We start from the raw sequence: 18,566 nt of genomic DNA on the forward strand, positions 1-18,566 counted from the left end.
GGTCGGGTGCGGCGTCGCGCCGTCCACAGAATCGTAACGGGCGCGCGCGGGCGCGACGTCACGCCCTCGCGCGCTCGGCGAACCCGGCGAGCAGCGCCGCGGCCGTGTCGGCGTCGTCGACGGTGACGGTGAACGCCTTGCCGTTCGCCCGTGTGACCCGCAGCGCCTCGCCGGCGCGCAGCACGACGCCCCAGCCGCTGCCGACCGCATAGCGCCAGCCCCACCCGCCGTACTCGGCCATCGGGTTCACCAGGACGACCTCGACCGCGCGGATGTCGGACGCGGAGATGCGCACGCGGGGCCAGCCGATCGGCGCGCGCACCGTCAGCCCGGCCTCGTCGACCCGCACGCGGAAGACGCACCCGACGCCGACGAGGAACGTCACGAGCGCCGCCGCGGCGATCGTGATCCAGGTCCCGCCCGAGAGCGCGCCGTGCTGTGCGAGATCGAGGGAGGCGGTCACGAGCGCGATCGCGATGACGGCCGCGGCGGAGACCGCGAGGAGCGCGATGCCGACGGGCGCCATCGAGGCGGTGCGCGCCCAGACCGCGCGCTCGTGCGCCGCGAGCGCGACCGGACGAGGCCTCTCGCCCTCCTCGTGCGGAGGGTCGATCGTGACGAGCCAGGCCGCGATGCCGAGCGCGACCCCGACCGCGAAGCCCGCGGCCATCCCCCATGCGACCGGAGGCGCGTCCCTCGCGTCGTCCAGACCGACCTGGGCGAAGACGCTCGCGGAGAGCCCGACGCCGAGCAGTCCGACCTCCCACCAGATGACGGCGGCGAGCATGCGCAGGGACATGCGCCGCCCGTGTCGGCGAGTGCGTCCGCTCGCGCCCCCGCGCGCTCCGACGAGCGCGAGCCCCGCGACGAGGAGCGTCGTCCCTCCCCCGACGAGCGCGGTCAGCAGCGGGAGGGTCCACGCCGGCCCGAACCCGTCGGGGCCGCCAGCGGCTCCCCAGTGGATCGCGGCCGGGTCAGGCAGCGCGGGCACCTGCGCGAGCTGCACGAGAGCGAGCGCGAGGTGCACGGCGAGCGGGACGCAGAGGCCCACCCAGCGGAAACGGCGGAGCGCCTCCTCCGCGCCGGTGTGCTGCGATGCGGTCATCGTCTCCTCCTCGAGGGTTCGGTCGGTTCAGAGCTCGGCCGCGCGCACGGCGGCCGCGAGCGTCTCGCGGGATACGCCGTGCTCGGTCGCCCGACGCACGAGCGCTCGGATGTCGGCATCGAGCGCCGCGAGCGGAGCCGCCGCCTCGGTCACCACGGCGCCGCGCCCTGGCCGCATCGAGACGAGCCCCTCGTCGCGCAGCTGGCGGTACGCGTGGAGCACGGTGTGCAGGTTCACCCCGAGCGACGCCGCCACCTCCTTCGCGGCCGGGAGCCGGTCTCCGGGACGCGTGCGACCGGCGGCGGCATCCGAGCGGATGGACGCCGCGATCTGCGTGAAGACCGGCTCCTCGCGCGTCGGGTCGATGCGGATGAGCATGCAGTTATTCTAGCAGGACTATAACTTTAGGCGCGCGCACCGTGCTCGTCGTCTCGCCGCCACCCGCGCCTCATATACTGCGGCGCATGACGCCCCCTCCCGCGCTCGCACGACGACTCGGCGTCGGCGACGCCGTCGCGATCGGCCTCGGATCGATGATCGGGGCCGGGGTCTTCGCGGTCTTCGCCCCCGCCGCGGCCGCCGCGGGCCCGTGGCTGCTCGCGGGGCTGGCGATCGCCGCGGTCGTGGCGTTCTGCAACGCGACGTCGTCCGCGCAGCTCGCGGCCGTCCACCCCGTGGCGGGAGGCACGTACGCGTACGGCCGCGCCGAGCTCGGCGCGTGGTGGGGCTACCTGGCCGGATGGTGCTTCGTCATCGGCAAGATCGCGAGCTGCGCGGCGATGGCGCTGACGTTCGCGGCGTACGCGGCTCCCGCCGGCTGGGAGCGGCCCGTGGCCGTGCTCGCCGTCGCCCTTCTTGCCGGGATCAACCTGCTCGGCGTGACCCGCACGGCGCTCGCGACGAAGATCATCGTCGCGGTCGTGCTCGTGTGCCTCGCGGTCGTCGTCGCGGCCGGATGGGCCGCCCCCGCGGCCCCCGGCGGCGCGCAGACGCCGCCCGGGGTCGGGGCGTACGGCGTGCTTCAGGCGGCCGGCCTGCTCTTCTTCGCCTTCGCGGGCTACGCGCGCATCGCCACGATGGGCGAGGAGGTGCGCGATCCCGCGCGCACGATCCCCCGGGCCATCCCGCTCGCCCTGGGCTTCGCGATCGCCGTGTACGCGGTCATCGCCCTCGCCTCGCTGCGCGCGCTCGGCGTCGAGGCACTCGCCGCCTCCCCCGCGCCGCTCGCCGACGTGGTCGCCGCCGCGGGGTGGGACGCGGCGCAGCCGGTCGTGCGCGTGGGCGCGGCGGCCGCCGCGCTCGGCGCCCTCCTCGCGCTCATCGCCGGGATCGGGCGCACGACCCTGGCGATGGCCCGCGAGGACGACCTCCCCCGCTTCCTCTCCGCCATCCACGCGCGCACGCGCGTGCCGCACCGCGCCGAGGCCGTGATCGCGCTCGTCGTGATCGCGATCGTCGCGTTCGCGGACCTCCGCGGCGCGATCGGCTTCTCGTCGTTCGGCGTGCTCCTCTACTACCTCGTCGCGAATCTCGCGGCCTGGCGACAGGGCAGCGCCGTGCGCCGCTATCCCCGCTGGCTGCAGGCCGTGGGGGCGGCGGGCTGCGTCGTCCTCGCGTTCACCCTCCCCTGGCAGAGCGTCGTCGCGGGCGTCGTCGTCGTGCTCGCGGGTGCGGCGTACCGTCTCATCCGCCTCGTGGCCGAGCGCCGGGCGTCGGCGGAGTAGGCGTCAGGAGAGGGGCTTGAGCTCGAGATCGTCGCGCTCGGCTCCCGCCGACACCGTCGCGAAGGCCGTGTAGCCGTCGGCGGAGGCGCGCTCGAGCAGACCCTTGAGGTTCTTCGTCCGCTGCTCGAGGCGCACGCGCGAGCCCTCCGCGACGAGCGCCGCCTTGAGGGCGAGCAGCTCGGCGACCGGGACGTCGCGATCGTGCACGAGCACGACCGCCTCGGCGACGGCCGCCTCGGCGAGCGAGACGAGGTCGACGATCCGCTCGAAGCCGATCGAGAACCCGACCGCCGGCACGTCCTGCCCGAGGAAGCGGCCGATCATGCCGTCGTAGCGACCGCCTCCGCCGAGCGAGTACGACACCGACGGGTGGGCGATCTCGAAGATCGTCCCCGTGTAGTACCCCATGCCGCGGACGAGGAACGGATCGAACGCGAGGGGCAGCTCGGCGCCGACGGCGTCGGCGCCGCGGGCCGCGCCCACGGCCTCCCCGATGCCGACGAGGTGCGCGATGATCGCGTCGTCGACGCCCTCGGGCAGAGCCCCGCGGATCTGGGCCTCGCCGAAGGGCTCGTGCGCACGCTGCGCGACCTGATCGAGGAAGGACGCGAGCGCGTCGGCCGCCTCGTCGGACGCCCCGCGCTCGCGCAGCTCGGCCACGACGCCGTCGGCGCCGATCTTGTCGAGCTTGTCGATCGTGATGAGGACGCCCGGGCGCTCCTCGACGGGGAAGCCGAAGAGGTCGAGCATGGCGTCCAGTGCCCGGCGGTCGTTGATGCGCACGCTCGCGCCCTCGAGCCCGAGCGCGTCGAGCGTGTCGAGCGTCGCGGTGATGAGCTCGGCCTCCGCGCGCGCCGAGGCGTCGCCCATGATGTCGATGTCGCACTGCATGAACTGGCGGTATCGGCCCTTCTGGGGCCGCTCGGCGCGCCACACCGGCGCGATCTGCACCGAGCGGAAGACCGACGGCAGCTCGCCCCGGTGCGACGCGTAGAAGCGCGCGAGCGGAACCGTGAGGTCGTAGCGCAGCCCGAGGTCGCTCAGCTGGGCCGGATCGTCGGCCGCCGCGCGGACGCCGTCGGCGTCGAGGCCGCGCCGCAGGATGTTGAACGCGAGCTTCTCGTTGTCGCCGCCCACCCCGGCGTGCAGCCGGTCGTACTCCTCCATGACGGGCGTCTCGATCTCGTCGAACCCGTGCGCGCGGTAGCGCTCGCGGATGACGGCGAGCACGCGCTCGCGACGGGCCTTGTCAGCGGGGAGGAAGTCGCGCATGCCGCGCGGCGGGTTCACGGAAGCCATAGCGCCCCCATTCTCCCACGACGGGTCAGCCGCTCTCGGCGTCTCGGACCTCCGTCTCGAGCGCGCGGACGGCTGTGCGCAGCGCGCGCTCGGCGTCCCAGCCGCGGGCGCGGGCGATCGCCACGACCCCGAGGAGGGTGGCGCCGAGCTCCTCCTCGGTCGCCGGCAGCATGTCGGGGTCGTCCTCCGCGATGGCCTCGGCCGCGGCGACCTCCTCGGCGAGCTCGAGCCCCACGCCGACCAGCTCTGCCTTCGCGAGGACCTTCTGGGCGAGCGCGAGCGCGGGCATCGCGTGCGAGACGCCGTCGAGCACCGAGGTGCGCTCGCGCTTCTCGGCGGCCTTGGCGGCGTTCCACAGCTCGAGCACGCGCTCGGGCGTCTCCGCCGTCTCGCCCGCGAACACGTGCGGATGGCGGCGGATCATCTTGTCGGCGAGCCCCCGCGCGACGTCGTCGATCCCGAACGGCTCGTCGGGATGGTGCGAGGCGATCTCGGCGTGGAAGAGCACCTGCCACAGCAGGTCGCCGAGCTCCTCGCGCAGGGCCGCGCGGTCGCCGCTCTCGACCGCGTCGACGACCTCCGCCGACTCCTCGACGAGGTAGGGAACGAGCGCCTCGTGCGTCATGCCCTGCGTCCACACGCACCGCTCGTGCACGTCGCGCATGACGTCGACCGCGCGCCCCAGCTCGTTCCCCGTTCCGCTCATCCGGACATCCTGCCGCATCACGCCGACGTCGCCGCGGCGAGACGTCGATGGTGCCGCGCGCGCAGCGAGACGATCACGCCCGACAGAGCGAGTGCGATCATCGACCCGCCGAGGACCCCGAGGATGGCCTCGTCGCGCAGGAGGGCGTCACCGGCGAACGCGAGGTTCGACAGCAGCAGCGAGACCGTGAACCCGATGCCGCCGAGGGCACCGGCGGCGACGATGTCGGGCAGGCGGATCTCGGGCTCGGTCCCCTTCGGGCGGATGGCCATGGCGACGCCGCCGAAGAGGGTGATGCCGATGATCTTGCCGACCGGGAGGGCGATGAGGATGGCCCACAGAGCCGGCGAGAGCTCGCTTGGGGAGACCTGCGGGATGACCACGAGCGCCGAGAAGAACGCGAAGACCGGCAGGATGAGGCCGTTGATCCACGGCTCGAGGACGTGTCGCGCCTGCAGGCCCTCCCCCTGGCGGATGGCGAGACCCAGCAGCACGCCCGCGATGGTCGCGTGGATGCCGCCCTCGAACACGAAGGCCCAGGCGGCGAGCGCGATGACCACCATGAGCGGCACGACGACGAGCTTGTTGCGGTCGGACACGAAGCGGCTCAGGGCGCCGAAGGCGACGATGAGCACCGCGCCGATCGCGAGGCTTCCGAAGTCGATGTCGGTCGCGAAGAGCACCGCGATGAAGACGATGCCGACGATGTCGTCGATGATCGCGAGCGCGAGGAGGAACACGCGCACCTTCGACGGCAGGCCCTTGCCGAACATCGCCAGGACGCCGAGCGCGAACGCGATGTCGGTCGCGGTCGGGATGGGCCATCCGTCGCGCGTGGCCGGATCCCAGGCGATGACGAGATAGATGGCGATCGGCACGATCACACCGCCGGCTGCGGCGATGGCGGGCTTGAGCGCCTTGCCGACGGTGTTCAGCTGGCCGTTCGTGAGCTCGTACTGCAGCTCGATCGCGACCCCGAAGAAGAACACCGCGAGCAGCAGGTCGGCGACCCAGTGCGAGATCGAGAGGTCGAGCGGCGTTCCCGGCACCGCGAGATGGAGGTGGCTGAACTCGAGCACCGCGGGCCCGACCGGGCTGTTCGCGACGACGAGGCCGACGATCGCGGCGCCGAGGAGGAGGAAGGCGGGGAAGCGCTCGGAGCGCAGGAGCTTGAGCATGGGATCCTTTCAGGACCGACCGGGGACCGGGCGCGATCAGCGCCCGCCGCCGACCAGACTTCCCGGCACACCGCCTTCCACCCTACGTCACTCGGCCGGAGCGTCCTTCTTCGGCGCCGGGAAGAGCGCGTCGAGCAGCTGCCCGACCCAGGCGATGAGCTCGGCGTCGCCGAGCGGCTCGCCGCCCGCCTGCGGAAGGGGGACGACCATGGCCTCTCCCCCGCTCAGGATCTTCGCGCCCGGGTACAGGCGCTGCAGCCGGACCTTCATCGAATCGGGCAGGTTCGCCGGCGCGATGCGCAGATTGCGCCCCATCGCGACGACATCGGCGAGACCGGCCTGGGCGCGCGGCGGCGCAGGCGCGCGACGGCGATGAGGCCGTCGACCTCGGGCGGCGGCGCGCCGTAGCGGTCGACGAGCTCCTCCACGACGAGGTCGATGGCGTCGTCCTTCGCCGTCGCCGACGCGGCCGCCGACAGCTTCTGGTACGCCTCGAGCCGCAGCCGCTCGCTGTCGATGTAGCTCTCCGGCAGGCGCGCCTCAACGGGCAGCTCGAGTCGCAGCTCGGTCGGCCCCTCGGTCTCCTCTCCCCGGAACGTCGCGACGGCCTCGCCGATCATGCGCAGGTAGAGGTCGAAGCCGACGCCCGCGATGTGGCCGGCCTGCTCGGCGCCGAGGAGGTTGCCGGCGCCGCGCAGCTCGAGATCCTTCATGGCGACCTGGATGCCGCTGCCGAGATCGTTGTGGACGGCGATCGTCTCGAGCCGGTCGGCCGCGGTCTCGGAGAGCGGCTTGCCCTCGTCGTACACGAAGTACGCGTAGGCGCGCTCGCGGCCGCGGCCGACGCGACCGCGCAGCTGGTGCAGCTGCGCGAGGCCGTACTTGTCGGCGCGGTCGATGATGATCGTGTTCGCGTTCGCGATGTCGATCCCGGTCTCGATGATGGTCGTGCAGACGAGCACGTCGAACTTGCGCTCCCAGAAGTCGTCGACGACCTGCTCGAGCTGGTTCTCGCTCATCTTGCCGTGCGCGACCGCGATGCGGGCGTCGGGAACGAGCTCGGCGAGATGCGAGGCGACCTTCTGGATCGTCGTGACCCGGTTGTGCACGAAGAACACCTGGCCCTCGCGCAGCAGCTCGCGTCGGATGGCCGCGGCGATCTGCTTGTCGTTGTGCGGGCCGACGTACGACAGGATCGGATGGCGGTCCTCGGGCGGAGTCGCGAGCGTGGACATCTCCCGGATGCCGGTGACCGCCATCTCGAGCGTGCGCGGGATCGGGGTCGCGCTCATCGCGAGGATGTCGACGTTCGTCTTGAGCTTCTTGAGGGCGTCCTTGTGCTCGACGCCGAAGCGCTGCTCCTCGTCGACGATGAGCAGGCCCAGGTCCTTGAAGCGCACCTGCTCGGTGAGGATGCGGTGTGTGCCGATCACCATGTCGATGGACCCGTCCGACAGGCCCTGGATGGTCTCGCGCGCCTCCTTGTCGGTCTGGAACCGCGACAGCGCGCGCACCTTCACGGGGAAGCCCGCGAACCGGTCCTGGAAGGTCTCGAGGTGCTGCTTCACGAGCAGCGTGGTCGGGACGAGCATCGCGACCTGCTTGCCGTCCTGGATCGCCTTGAACGCCGCGCGCACGGCGACCTCGGTCTTGCCGAACCCGACGTCGCCCGAGAGGAGGCGGTCCATCGGGATCGGGCGCTCCATGTCGCGCTTGACCTCCTCGATCGTCTGGAGCTGATCAGGGGTCTCGGCGAACGGGAAGGCCTCCTCGAGCTCGCGCTGCCACGGGGTGTCCGGCCCGAAGGCGTGGCCCTTCGCCGCCATCCGCGCCGAGTACAGCTTGACGAGCTCGACGGCGATGTCGCGGACCGCCTTGCGCGCGCGGCTCTTCGCCTGCGCCCAGTCGCTCCCGCCCATCTTCGACAGCGTCGGGGCCTCGCCGCCGACGTACTTCGAGAGCAGGTCGAGCTGGTCCGTCGGCACGTACAGCTTGTCGCCCGGGTACCCGCGCTTCGATGGCGCGTACTCGAGCACGAGGTAGTCGCGCGTCGTCTTCGTCGCGTTGCGGCCGCCGCTGGAGACCTCCCGCTGGGTCATCTCGACGAATCGGCCGATGCCGTGCGTCGCGTGCACGACGATCTCGCCCGGCTTCAGCTGAAGGGGGTCGACGACGTTCTTCCGCCGCGACGCGAGCTTCTTGACCGCGCGCGTGTCGCCGCCGATCGCCCTGCCGTAGAACTCGTTCTCGGTGAAGAGGGCGAGCTTCACGCCCTCGACCGTGAAGCCGCGCTCGATCGCGGCCTGCACGAGGGTCGCGACCCCCGGCTCCGGCGCCTCGACGAGGCTGTCGACGATGCGCGCCGCGAGCCCGCGCTCCGACAGCACGTCGCGCGCGCGCTCCACGAGGCCGATGCCCGACGCCGCGACGACCACCGACCAGCCGTCGTGCAGGAGCTGAGCGATGTGCGCGGTGGCGCCCTCGACGTTGCCCTGGAAGGTCGGCGTCGCGGAGGCGCGCACGCGGATCGCGTCTCGCGCGTCGGGCACGGCGTCGAGGTCGTCGTGCTCGGCGAGCTCGGCCGCGATCTCGGCCGCTCCCGAGTCGAAGGGGCTCAGGGTCCACCACACGCCGCCGACCGATCGCACGTCGTCGCGCAGCTGGGCGAGGGTGAGGAAGTCGCCCGCATCGAGGTTGATGGGCGCGCTCGCTCCGCTCGTCGCGGCGCTCCACGCCGCCTCGAGGAACTCGCGGTTCGTCTCGCCGAGGGTGATCGACCGCGACACCGCGCGCTCGGGATCGACGAGCGCGACCGCCGCGCCACGGGGCAGGTAGGTCGGAAGCGACACGAGCGGCCCCGCGAGGACCGGCATGAGCGATTCCATGCCCTCGACCGGGATGCCCTCGCCCATCCGCTCGAGCATCTGCGCGATGCCGGGGTACTCGTGCTGCAGCTCGCCCGCGCGCTGGCGGATGTCGGGCGTCAGCAGGAGCTCGCGGCTCGGCACGAGCGAGACGGCCTCGACATCGCCGGGGAGCGAGCGCTGGTCGGCGACGGAGAAGGCGCGGATCTGGTCGACCTCGTCGCCGAAGAACTCGATGCGATACGGGTGATCGGCGACCGGCGGGAAGACGTCGAGGATGCCGCCGCGGACGGCGAACTCGCCGCGTCGCGACACCATGTCGACCCGGTGGTAGGCGAGCTCGACGAGGCGCTCGACGACGGTCTCGAGCTCATGGCCGCGCCCTCCCGCGCGCAGCTCGATCGGGTGCACGTCGCCGAGTCCGCTCGCGATCGGCTGGATGGCGGCGCGGATCGACGCCGTCACGATGAGCGGCGAGGCCAGCCCGGAATGCGCCGCGGCGATGCGGCGGAGGGTCTCGAGCCGTCGTCCCACGGTCTCGGGACTCGGACTCAGCCGCTCGTGCGGCAGCGTCTCCCACGCGGGGAAGTCGAGCACCTCGGCCTCGGGCATCACCGACGACAGCGCGGCGCCGAGCGCCTCCGCCCGCCGCCCGGTGGGCGCGACGACGAGCAGGACGGGGGCGTGCCCGCTCGCACGGCGGCGCTCGAGGAGGCCGGCGAGCATCGGGGCGTCCAGTCCGTCGACGAGCGAGAGATCCGCATCGACGGCCGACGCGGCGAGCGCGTCGCGGAAGGACCCGTCCTGTTCCAGAGCACTGACGATTCCCTGAACAGTCACCGCAGAAGTCTAGTCGCGCCCTCCGACACGGGCACGACGGACATCCGCGCCCCGCCTTCCTAGGATGGGCGCATGAGCGCCGACCCGCAGCCGCCGTACCCGCCCGCTCCCGGCGACCACTCGCCGATCTCCCCCGGCGGCGTCACGCCCGGCCAGCAGGCCTCGGGCGCCTATCTCTATCCGCCGACCGCGCCGTACCAGCAGCCGGGGGATCCGCGCTTCGCCGCCATGGTCGAGGCGCCCGCGCCCGCGCCATCCGCCGCCCTCGGCCGCGTCGCGCTCCTCCTCGCGCTCGTGGCACTCGTCGGCGGAACGCTCGTGATCGGCGTCTGCTGCTTCCTCGTCGGGGTGCAGGCCGGGCGCACGGACTTCGCGGCGGCGACCGAGTTCGACTGGTCGCTGCTCACGCCGGTGCGCGACGCCGTCCTCACCGGCGAGATCACGGCGTGGGTCGCCACGGCGCTCGGCGTGTGGGCGCTGATCCAGGGCATCGTCGCGATCGCACGACGACGCGGCAGGGGCGCGGGGATCGCCGCCGTCGTCATCGCCGCGGTCGCGCCCGTGGTCGTCGCCACGTCCGCCGCGATCGGCTTCTCGATCGGGCTGGCCGCGGGCCTGGACCAGGCCGGATTCTGACCTCGCGCCCCGCCGATCAGGCCCGCGGGGCGTGGAAGCGCTGCTGCGCGGCCACGAGGCCGTCCTCCGCGAGCCGCTCGACAGCGTCGGCCGCGTCGGACACGAGGATCGGGAGCGTCTTGCGCTCGGTCGCGCCGAACGGGTCGAGCACCCAGTCCGCGGGGTCCTGACGACCGGGCGGACGCCCGATGCCGACCCGCACGCGGGCGAAGTCCGGGGTGCCGAGCGCCTTCGCGACATCGCGGACGCCGTTGTGCCCGCCGTGCCCGCCGCCGGACTTGAGCTTGATGGTGTCGAACGGGATGTCCAGCTCGTCGTGCACGACCACGACGCGATCGGCGGCGAGCCCGTAGAACCGGGCGAGACCCGCCGCGGGGCCGCCCGAGACGTTCATGAAGGTGTTCGGCTTGGCGAGCACGAGCTTCGCCGCGCCCGGCCGCAGCCACGTCTCGGCCACGCGCGCGTTGGCCTTGTGCTGCCGGAACGTCGCGCTGCGGCGCGCGGCGAGCTCGTCGACGACCATCTGGCCGACGTTGTGCCGCGTCTGCTCATACCGCGGGCCGGGATTGCCGAGCCCGATGACCAGCCATGTCTCGGCCATCCTCATTCCCTCCTGGAGACGACGCGAGGGGGTGCGACCAGGTCGCACCCCCTCGCGTGGAAGATCCGCGTCACTCCGCGGCGGGTGCCTCTTCGCCCTCGGCGGCAGCCTCGTCCTCGACCGTCGCGCGCGGCGTGAGGATCGAGAGGATCTGGAGCTCCGGCTCGTCCGCGAGGACGGCGCCCTGCGGGAGCGCGATGTCGCCGGCCGTGATGACCGTGCCGTCCTCGAGGCCCTCGACCGAGACCTCGACGTGCTCGGGGATGTGCGTCGCCTCGACCTCGAGCTTGAGGGTCGCCGTCTCGAGGTTCACGATCGTGCCGGAGAACGACTCGCCGACGGTGGTGACGGGCACCTCGACGGCGACCTTCTCGCCCTTCTTCACGACGAGGAGGTCGATGTGCTCGATGACCTGGCGCACCGGGTCGCGCTGCACGTCCTTGACGAGCGCGAGCTCGGCGCGGCCCTCGACGTCGAGCTCGAGCAGCGCGTTCGCGTGACGGACGATGAGCGCCGTCTCGTGACCGGGCAGCGCGACGTGCACGGGCTCGGTGCCGTGGCCGTAGATGACGGCGGGGATCTTGCCGGCGGCGCGGAGGCGGCGGGCGAAGCCCTTGCCGAACTCGGTGCGGACCTCTGCCGCGAGCTTGTTCTGGTCAGCCATGTGTCTGCTCCTCGTGGGACACGCGGCCGAGCGGAGCCGCATGAAGTTCTGTCGGAAGTCCTCGGCTCGAACGCTGCGCGTGAGGAGGGCATGGGCCCGCATCACCGCGTCGATCACGGATGCCCGTCTCGCGCACGCGCGGAGGCACCCCTCGCCGAGGTCGTCGTCCATGCTACCCGACGCCGGCGGTCGGGAGAACCGCGGATTCCCAGCCTCAGCCCGCGACGAACCCGCTCACCCAGCGGTCCATGCGCGCGTACGCCTCCTCGCGCGCGTCGCGCCGCGAGAGGAACACGTCGTGGAGCGCCCCCTCGATGCGCTCCACGGTGACGCTGCGGCCCAGGCGGAGCGAGGCGCGCGCGATGTCGTCGACGACGAGGACCGAGTCGACGCGCGTGAGCTCATCGGACCACCGCGTGGGGGGAGCGCTGCGCGCGGAGAGCAGGACGCAGACCGGCGCGGCGATCCCGAGGCCGGCCGCGACGCGCGCGTGCCCGGCCAGCACAGCGCTCAGCCATCCGGCATGGACCGTCATCGTCTGCTCGGGGCGCCACAGCGGGTTCACCTCGACCGGGTCGTCGGGATCGGCCGCCTCGCGCTGGGCGCGGGAGTAGTAGCCCAGGTCGACCTGCGGCGCCGCGTCCATGGGGCGCCAGCGCGCCTGCATCTGCACGACGGGGGCGATCGCGGTGCGCACGCCGCTCAGCTGGAACTCGAGCCACGGGCTGTTGAGGATGAGCGCGCTCGCGACGTCGGGATGGCGCGCGGCCCAGAGGCTGAGCGTGAGGCCTCCGGTGGAATGGCCGAGCAGGACGAGGCGCCGCCCCACCGCGGGCTGCATCGCCGCGAGCGCCGCCGCGATGTCCTCGTCGTAGACGTCGAGGTCGGTCGTGTACCCGGGCGTCTGACCGGGCCGGAGGCTCCTGCCGTACTTCCGGAGATCGAGCGCGAAGAAGCGCGCGCCGCGATCGGCCCAGAAGCGCGCGAGCCGGCGCTGGAAGAAGTAGTCCGACCATCCGTGCACGTAGAGGACGTCGACGTCCTCGAGCGGACGCGCGCGCTCGAGGAACCGGCGCCGCCGCGGGAGGTGCCGGACGAGGGTGGCCACGACGTCGCCTTCGCCGTCGGCAGCGAGCGGCAGCTCGAGCTGCTCGAACCCCTCCCCCAGGATGTCCGGGGCCCACGCGCGCGCCGCCATGGGCCGAGCCTATCGAGGAGGGCCCGACGACGCCCGCGACTACGATGGAGGCGGCGCATCGCGCCGTCCTCGACCGTCCGCGCGCGCCCTGGAAAGGGCCGCGCATCTGCAGAAGGAGTCCCCATGATCGACGGCGCAGCCATCTCGCACGTGATCGCCTGGGTCATCGGCGGCATGTCCGTGACCTTCGTCGTGCTCGTCGCGGGCGCGATGTTCGCTCTCGGCCGGAGCTCGTACCGCAAGTGACGCCCTCCGCGCACTCACAACGTCACGGAGAGGCGCGTGAGGCGCGGGAGCACTACCCTGCATTACGTACGATCATTTCCCGTCCTCAAGGAGACGCGCGTGACTGACGCTTCATCGACCCCTGCCCTTGCGAACATCGGGGTCGTGGGCCTCGCCGTGATGGGCTCGAACCTGGCCCGCAACCTCGCGAGCCGCGAGGGCAACACGGTGGCCGTGTACAACCGCAGCCGCTCGAAGACCGACGAGCTCGTCGCCGAGCACCCCGAGGCCGGCTTCATCCCGGCGTTCTCCTACGAGGAGTTCGCGGCCTCGCTGTCGAAGCCGCGCACGGCGATCATCATGGTCAAGGCCGGTCGTCCCACCGACGCCGTGATCGACTCCCTCGTCGAGGTGTTCGAGCCGGGCGACATCATCGTCGACGGCGGCAACGCGTACTTCCCTGACACGATCCGCCGCGAGAAGGCCGTCCGCGAGACCGGCATCAACTTCGTCGGCGCGGGCATCTCGGGCGGCGAGGAGGGCGCGCTCACGGGCCCCTCGATCATGCCCGGCGGCTCGGACGAGTCGTGGGTCACGCTCGGCCCCATCCTCAAGTCGATCGCGGCGGTCGCCGAGGGCGAGCCCTGCGTCACGCACGTCGGACACGACGGCGCCGGCCACTTCGTGAAGATGGTGCACAACGGCATCGAGTACGCCGACATGCAGCTCATCGCCGAGGCGTACGACCTCATCCGCCGCGGCACGGGCAAGACGCCTGCCGAGATCGCCGACGTCTTCGCCGAGTGGAACAAGGGCGAGCTCGAGTCGTACCTCATCGAGATCACCGCCGAGGTGCTCCGCCAGGTCGACGCCGAGACGGGCAAGCCCCTCGTCGACGTGATCCTCGACCAGGCGGGTGCGAAGGGCACCGGCGCCTGGACCGTGCAGACGGCTCTCGCGCTCGGCGTGCCCGTGTCGGGCATCGCCGAGGCGACGTTCGCCCGCTCGCTGTCGTCGCACCCCGAGCAGCGCGCCGTGGCGGCGTCGCTCCCCGGCCCCGACGAGGAGTTCCGCGTCGACGACGTCGACGGCTTCATCGAGGACGTCCGCCAGGCCCTGTTCGCGTCGAAGATCATCGCCTACTCGCAGGGCTTCGACGAGATCCGCGCGGGCGCAGCGGAGTACAACTGGACGATCGACCTCGGCGCCGTGTCGAAGATCTGGCGCGCCGGCTGCATCATCCGCGCCCAGTTCCTCAACCGCATCGCCGACGCGTACGCCGAGCAGCCCGACCTCCCGGTGCTCGCGACCGCCCCGTACTTCGCCGAGGCGCTCACGCGCGGCCAGGCGGCATGGCGCCGGGTCGTCGTCGCCGCGACGCAGGCGGGCATCCCCTCGCCGGCGTTCTCGTCGTCGCTCGCGTACTACGACGGCATCCGCGCCGAGCGCCTGCCCGCCGCCCTCGTGCAGGGGCAGCGCGACTTCTTCGGCGCGCACACCTACAAGCGCATCGACAAGGAGGGCACGTTCCACACGCAGTGGAGCGGCGACCGCACCGAGATCGAGGCCGAGGACACCCACTAGCACTCAGCGAGCCGAAACGCCGCAGCGAGCCGACCCCCGCCCGGGGGTCGGCTCGCTCCGTCTCCGGCGCCGGTCAGGCCGGCGGGGCCTCGGCGGGCTTCGCGGGCAGGCGCACCTCGAACGTCGTGTCTCCAGGCGCGCTGCGCACGGAGATCTCGCCGTGGTGCGCCTCGACGATCGCCTTGGCGATCGAGAGCCCGAGGCCCGTCCCGCCGGTCTTGCGCGCACGCGACCGATCGCCGCGCGCGAACCGCGTGAACAGCTCGCCCTGGAGCTCCTCGTCGATGCCCGGCCCGTCGTCGTGCACGGTGAGCACGGCGCGCGTCCCGCTCCCCTCGCCCTCGAGACGCACCGCGAGCTCGACGTGCGTCCCCTCCGGCGTGTGCGTGCGGGCGTTCGCGAGGAGGTTCACCACGACCTGGGTGAGACGGCCGCGGTCGCCCGCGATGACGACGGGCTCCTCGGGCACCTCGACCGACCAGTCGTGATCCGGCCCCGCCGCCTGCTGGTCGGCGAGCGCCTCGACCGCGAGCTGGGTCAGGTCGACGGCGCCGAGCACGATCTCGTGCCCCTCGTCGAGACGCGCGAGGAGGAGCAGGTCCTCGACGAGCGAGGTCATCCGGATCGACTGCGCCTGGATGCGCTCGAGCGCCTGCTCCGACGTCTCGCTGAGCGACGGATCGCGCAGCGACAGCTCGGAGTAGCCCCGGATCGACGCGAGCGGCGTGCGCAGCTCGTGGCTCGCGTCGGCGACGAATCGGCGCATGAGCTCCTCGTTCCGCTGCCGTGCGTGCAGCGACGACTCGACATGGTCGAGCAGCGTGTTGAGGGCGGCGCCGACCTGCCCGATCTCCGTGCGCGGGTCGGCCTGCTCGGCCGGCACGCGCTCGTCGATCGACACGGATCCCTGATCGAGCGGCTGCTGCGCCACGCGGGTCGCGGTCTCGGCGACTGCGCGGAGGGGACGCAGCCCCGCGCGGATGACGAGGGTCGTCGCGATGCCGAGCAGGATCATCCCGCCGATCGTCGCGAAGAGGATGGTCGTCCAGAGCCGGCCGATCGTGCCCTGGACCTCGGCGGTGGGGAGGCCGATGACGAGTGACTGGCCGGTCTGCCGGATCACGGCCGTGCGGACGCGGTACGTGCCGAGATCGGACACCGCGACCGTCTCCGTGTGCGCCTCGCCGGTCATCGCCGTGACGACGTCGTCCACCTGCTCGGCGGTGAGCGCCGTGACACTCCCCTCGCCCACGACCGCGCCCGTGATGCCGCCGTCGGTCTCGGCGACGAGGAGGAGTCCGCGCTCGACCGGCGGGCCGACGAGAGCCTCCGCGGCGGTCTTCCCCGACGCGAGCGCCTCGGCGACCTGGTGGTCGAGCTCCTGCGTGGCCGAGGCCACGCGCTCGCTCAGCTGCTGGTCGAGGACGCTGCTCATGATCGCGCTCGTGAGGGTCGTGATGATCACGAGGATGACCGACACGATCGACACGATCGTGATCATGAGGCGCGCTTCGAACGTCAGCTGCCGGCGCGGCGGCGCGGCCAGCTCGTCGCGCGGCGCGTCGGTCACTGCGGCGCCTTGATCATGTAGCCCGCCCCGCGCACCGTGTGGATGAGCGCCTCGCGTCCGGCGTCGATCTTCTTGCGGAGGTACGAGATGTAGAGCTCGACGACGCTCGACTTGCCGCCGAAGTCGTAGTGCCAGACTCGATCGAGGATCTGCGCCTTCGAGAGCACGCGCCGCTGGTTGCGCATGAGATAGCGCAGCAGCTCGAACTCGGTGGCCGTGAGCTCGATCGGCGTCCCCGCGCGCTCGACCTCGTGGCTGTCCTCGTTGAGCGTGAGGTCGGCGACGCGCAGGATTGGCTCGACCTCGGCCGCGAGGGCCGTGCCGGAGCGGCGCATGAGGGCGCGCAGACGCGCGACGACCTCCTCGAGGCTGAACGGCTTCGTCACGTAGTCGTCGCCGCCGGCCGTCAGTCCCGCGACCCGGTCGCTCACGGCGTCCTTCGCCGTGAGGAAGAGCACGGGCACGTCGTTGCCGTTCTGGCGCAGCCGCTGGAGGACGCCCATCCCGTCGAGATCGGGCATCATGACGTCGAGGATGAGAGCGTCGGGATCGAACTCGCGCACCGCCTGGAGCGCCTCGAAGCCGCTGCCCGCTGCGCGCACCTCCCAGCCCTCCATGCGCAGCGCCATCGACAGCAGGTCGGTGAGCATCTGCTCGTCGTCGACGACGAGGACGCGCACGGGGCTGCCGTCGGGACGGGTGAGGGCGGGCGACGGAGTGCGAGCGGGCGTTGTCATGCGACCCATTGTGCTCCGCTTCCTATGGGTCTGCTATGGCACGCGCTATGCGCGGGCTGTGAGTGCGCGCGGCGCCGCATAGCCCGTTCATACGCCGCTCATGCCCCCTCCATCGCCGCGCTCCCTACGGTCGCACCTGGCCGCTCGCGGGGAGCGGCGAAGGGAGATCCATGTTCGGAACGTACCTGCGACGAGAGCTCGCGGGCCGGAAGCGGCAGACGATGATCGTCGCCTCCGGACTCGCGGTGGCGATCGCGCTCGTGATCATCGTGAATGCGCTGTCGGCCGGCGTCCGCGACGCCCAGAACGCGGCCCTCGAGTCGGTCTACGGCGTCGGCACCGACCTCACGGTCAGCGGGGCGGCGGCCGAGCCCGGCGAGGGCCGCGGCCAGCGCTTCGAGTTCGGCGAGGACGACGGCGAGACCGCCGAGGACGGGACCACGCAGGTGAGCCAGTCGCGCCTCGCCGTCGAGATGGGCCGGAGCACACTCGCGTCGTCCGCGGTCGAGACGGCGGCCGGCACCGAGGGCGTCTCCGCCGTGTCGGGCGCGCTCGCGCTCACCAACATCACGTTCGACGGCGAGCTGCCGAGCGCGCCGGAGGACGCCGGGGACGCCACGCAGGCCGCGCCCGCGGAGGGAGAGGCGCCTCCGGGCGGCGGAGGCGGGGGCTTCGGCGGCGGCGCCTTCGACCTCGACTCGATCAGCGTCCTGGGTGTCGACGACGCCGCGACGACGGCGGGCCCGCTCTCGTCGGTCGAGGTGTCCGACGGGCGGGCGCTGGAGGCATCCGATGCGGGTGCCGCCGTCGCCGTCGTCGACGCGACCTACGCCTCGACGAACGAGCTCGCGGTCGGGGACGCCGTCGAGCTGGGCGGCGAGGAGTTCGAGATCGTCGGGATCGCGGCGTCCGCGACCGACTCCGCCGACACCGCGGCCGACGTCTTCATCCCGCTCGACATCGCGCAGGAGCTCTCGGGCGCGGGCGACGTCGTCTCGACCGTCTACGTGCAGGCCGCGTCGGCCGGCGACATCGCCGCCGTGCAGGCCGCCCTCGAGGAGGAGCTGCCCGAGGCGACCGTGAGCTCGCAGTCCGACCTCGCGTCGACGGTCTCGGGGTCGCTGTCGAGCGCCTCGAGCCTCATCTCGAGCCTCGGCACGTGGCTCTCCGTCATCGTGCTCGCGGTCGCCGTGCTGCTCGCGGTGCTGTTCACGCTCTCGGGCGTCTCGCGCCGCACGCGCGAGTTCGGCACGCTCAAGGCGATCGGATGGACGAACGCGCGCGTCGTGCGCCAGGTCGCCGGCGAATCGGTCGTGCAGGGGCTCATCGGCGGCGCGGCCGGCGTGGCGCTCGGCGTGATCGGCGCCGTGATCATCGACCTCGTGCGGCCGACGATCTCGACGTCGTCCGCTGCGACGGCCGCCGGCCCCGGTGCGGGAGGCGGCATGGGCGGTCCGTTCGGCGCGATGGCCGAGACCGCGAGCGACATCGCGCTGACGGCACCGCTCGACGCCGTCGTCATCATCGCCGCCGTGGCCCTCGCGGTCGCCGGCGGCCTCGTGGCCGGGGCGATCGGCGGATGGCGCGCCGCGCGCCTGAGCCCCGCCGAAGCGCTGCGCTCGGTCGGCTGAGCGC

15 protein-coding genes and 1 pseudogene are annotated in these 18,566 nt (G+C 72.6%); 5 read left to right on the forward strand and 11 right to left on the reverse strand.

From position 1 onward, the window contains the following. Window positions 1-58 precede the first annotated feature (58 nt). Both M1D56_RS10375 and M1D56_RS10380 read right to left on the reverse strand, forming a co-directional pair. Entirely contained in the window at window positions 59-1,105 is a 1,047-nt protein-coding gene (locus tag M1D56_RS10375; RefSeq protein WP_456283514.1) for a DUF1648 domain-containing protein, read from the reverse strand. A 27-nt stretch (window positions 1,106-1,132) separates the two neighbouring features. After that, complete coding sequence (locus tag M1D56_RS10380) at window positions 1,133-1,483, reverse strand: GntR family transcriptional regulator (protein ID WP_271173795.1); 351 nt, start codon at window positions 1,481-1,483, stop codon at window positions 1,133-1,135. An 86-nt stretch (window positions 1,484-1,569) separates the two neighbouring features. On the opposite strand from M1D56_RS10380, the gene M1D56_RS10385 reads away from it, so the two are divergent. Next, window positions 1,570-2,829 (forward strand): APC family permease, encoded by a 1,260-nt coding sequence (locus tag M1D56_RS10385; RefSeq protein ID WP_456283516.1) that lies wholly within the window; start codon window positions 1,570-1,572, stop codon window positions 2,827-2,829. Window positions 2,830-2,832: 3 nt separating this feature from the next. Here M1D56_RS10385 and hisS read toward each other — a convergent pair whose 3' ends face one another. From hisS to mfd, 4 genes and pseudogenes are all read right to left on the reverse strand, one after another. After that, window positions 2,833-4,128: a histidine--tRNA ligase gene (hisS, locus tag M1D56_RS10390; RefSeq protein ID WP_456283518.1), complete on the reverse strand. Its 1,296-nt coding sequence runs from the start codon at window positions 4,126-4,128 to the stop codon at window positions 2,833-2,835. Window positions 4,129-4,153: 25 nt separating this feature from the next. Beyond that, window positions 4,154-4,834: a MazG family protein gene (locus M1D56_RS10395; protein ID WP_456283520.1), complete on the reverse strand. Its 681-nt coding sequence runs from the start codon at window positions 4,832-4,834 to the stop codon at window positions 4,154-4,156. Window positions 4,835-4,851: 17 nt separating this feature from the next. Next, a complete protein-coding gene (locus tag M1D56_RS10400) occupies window positions 4,852-6,012 on the reverse strand; it encodes a Na+/H+ antiporter NhaA (RefSeq protein ID WP_456283522.1) in 1,161 nt (386 codons plus the stop codon). Between the two features lie 87 nt (window positions 6,013-6,099). Continuing rightward, window positions 6,100-9,716: pseudogene (gene mfd / locus M1D56_RS10405) on the reverse strand (transcription-repair coupling factor). 72 nt (window positions 9,717-9,788) lie between these two features. On the opposite strand from mfd, the gene M1D56_RS10410 reads away from it, so the two are divergent. Next, complete coding sequence (locus M1D56_RS10410; protein WP_456283523.1) at window positions 9,789-10,352, forward strand: hypothetical protein; 564 nt, start codon at window positions 9,789-9,791, stop codon at window positions 10,350-10,352. 16 nt (window positions 10,353-10,368) lie between these two features. Here the strand turns inward: M1D56_RS10410 and pth are convergent, their stop codons facing one another. The 3 genes from pth to M1D56_RS10425 form a co-directional block, all read right to left on the reverse strand. Then, window positions 10,369-10,953: an aminoacyl-tRNA hydrolase gene (gene pth, locus M1D56_RS10415; RefSeq protein WP_271173802.1), complete on the reverse strand. Its 585-nt coding sequence runs from the start codon at window positions 10,951-10,953 to the stop codon at window positions 10,369-10,371. A 70-nt stretch (window positions 10,954-11,023) separates the two neighbouring features. Beyond that, window positions 11,024-11,617, reverse strand: a complete 594-nt coding sequence (locus M1D56_RS10420; RefSeq protein ID WP_271173803.1) for a 50S ribosomal protein L25/general stress protein Ctc — start codon at window positions 11,615-11,617, stop codon at window positions 11,024-11,026. Between the two features lie 214 nt (window positions 11,618-11,831). After that, on the reverse strand, window positions 11,832-12,815 hold the full coding sequence (locus M1D56_RS10425; protein WP_324014396.1) for an alpha/beta hydrolase: 984 nt from the start codon (window positions 12,813-12,815) through the stop codon (window positions 11,832-11,834). A gap of 123 nt (window positions 12,816-12,938) precedes the next feature. Here M1D56_RS10425 and M1D56_RS10430 point away from each other — a divergent pair, with 123 nt between their 5' ends. Next, a complete protein-coding gene (locus tag M1D56_RS10430; protein WP_271173805.1) occupies window positions 12,939-13,061 on the forward strand; it encodes a hypothetical protein in 123 nt (40 codons plus the stop codon). Between the two features lie 99 nt (window positions 13,062-13,160). Beyond that, the gene (gndA, locus tag M1D56_RS10435) at window positions 13,161-14,624 is read left to right on the forward strand and encodes an NADP-dependent phosphogluconate dehydrogenase (protein ID WP_271173806.1); all 1,464 of its coding nucleotides are present in this window, start codon (window positions 13,161-13,163) and stop codon (window positions 14,622-14,624) included. A gap of 73 nt (window positions 14,625-14,697) precedes the next feature. On the opposite strand, the gene M1D56_RS10440 is transcribed toward gndA, so the two are convergent. Beyond that, window positions 14,698-16,194 (reverse strand): sensor histidine kinase, encoded by a 1,497-nt coding sequence (locus M1D56_RS10440; protein WP_309299973.1) that lies wholly within the window; start codon window positions 16,192-16,194, stop codon window positions 14,698-14,700. Beyond that, a complete protein-coding gene (locus tag M1D56_RS10445; protein ID WP_271173807.1) occupies window positions 16,191-16,931 on the reverse strand; it encodes a response regulator transcription factor in 741 nt (246 codons plus the stop codon). The genes M1D56_RS10440 and M1D56_RS10445 overlap by 4 nt, the downstream gene beginning before the upstream one ends. Window positions 16,932-17,101: 170 nt before the next feature. Here M1D56_RS10445 and M1D56_RS10450 point away from each other — a divergent pair, with 170 nt between their 5' ends. Next, complete coding sequence (locus M1D56_RS10450; protein WP_456283525.1) at window positions 17,102-18,562, forward strand: ABC transporter permease; 1,461 nt, start codon at window positions 17,102-17,104, stop codon at window positions 18,560-18,562. The last annotated feature ends 4 nt before the right edge of the window (window positions 18,563-18,566 follow it).

The organism is Microbacterium sp. JZ101, from assembly GCF_053903175.1.

What these genes read in the sequence shown, in the direction of transcription:
- M1D56_RS10375 (WP_456283514.1), bottom strand. Translation starts at nt 1,105, where the DNA reads ATGACCGCATCGCAGCACACCGGCGCGGAGGAGGCGCTCCGCCGTTTC.
- M1D56_RS10380 (WP_271173795.1), bottom strand. Translation starts at nt 1,483, where the DNA reads ATGCTCATCCGCATCGACCCGACGCGCGAGGAGCCGGTCTTCACGCAG.
- M1D56_RS10385 (WP_456283516.1), top strand. Translation starts at nt 1,570, where the DNA reads ATGACGCCCCCTCCCGCGCTCGCACGACGACTCGGCGTCGGCGACGCC.
- hisS (WP_456283518.1), bottom strand. Translation starts at nt 4,128, where the DNA reads ATGGCTTCCGTGAACCCGCCGCGCGGCATGCGCGACTTCCTCCCCGCT.
- M1D56_RS10395 (WP_456283520.1), bottom strand. Translation starts at nt 4,834, where the DNA reads ATGAGCGGAACGGGGAACGAGCTGGGGCGCGCGGTCGACGTCATGCGC.
- M1D56_RS10400 (WP_456283522.1), bottom strand. Translation starts at nt 6,012, where the DNA reads ATGCTCAAGCTCCTGCGCTCCGAGCGCTTCCCCGCCTTCCTCCTCCTC.
- M1D56_RS10410 (WP_456283523.1), top strand. Translation starts at nt 9,789, where the DNA reads ATGAGCGCCGACCCGCAGCCGCCGTACCCGCCCGCTCCCGGCGACCAC.
- pth (WP_271173802.1), bottom strand. Translation starts at nt 10,953, where the DNA reads ATGGCCGAGACATGGCTGGTCATCGGGCTCGGCAATCCCGGCCCGCGG.
- M1D56_RS10420 (WP_271173803.1), bottom strand. Translation starts at nt 11,617, where the DNA reads ATGGCTGACCAGAACAAGCTCGCGGCAGAGGTCCGCACCGAGTTCGGC.
- M1D56_RS10425 (WP_324014396.1), bottom strand. Translation starts at nt 12,815, where the DNA reads ATGGCGGCGCGCGCGTGGGCCCCGGACATCCTGGGGGAGGGGTTCGAG.
- M1D56_RS10430 (WP_271173805.1), top strand. Translation starts at nt 12,939, where the DNA reads ATGATCGACGGCGCAGCCATCTCGCACGTGATCGCCTGGGTCATCGGC.
- M1D56_RS10445 (WP_271173807.1), bottom strand. Translation starts at nt 16,931, where the DNA reads ATGACAACGCCCGCTCGCACTCCGTCGCCCGCCCTCACCCGTCCCGAC.
- M1D56_RS10450 (WP_456283525.1), top strand. Translation starts at nt 17,102, where the DNA reads ATGTTCGGAACGTACCTGCGACGAGAGCTCGCGGGCCGGAAGCGGCAG.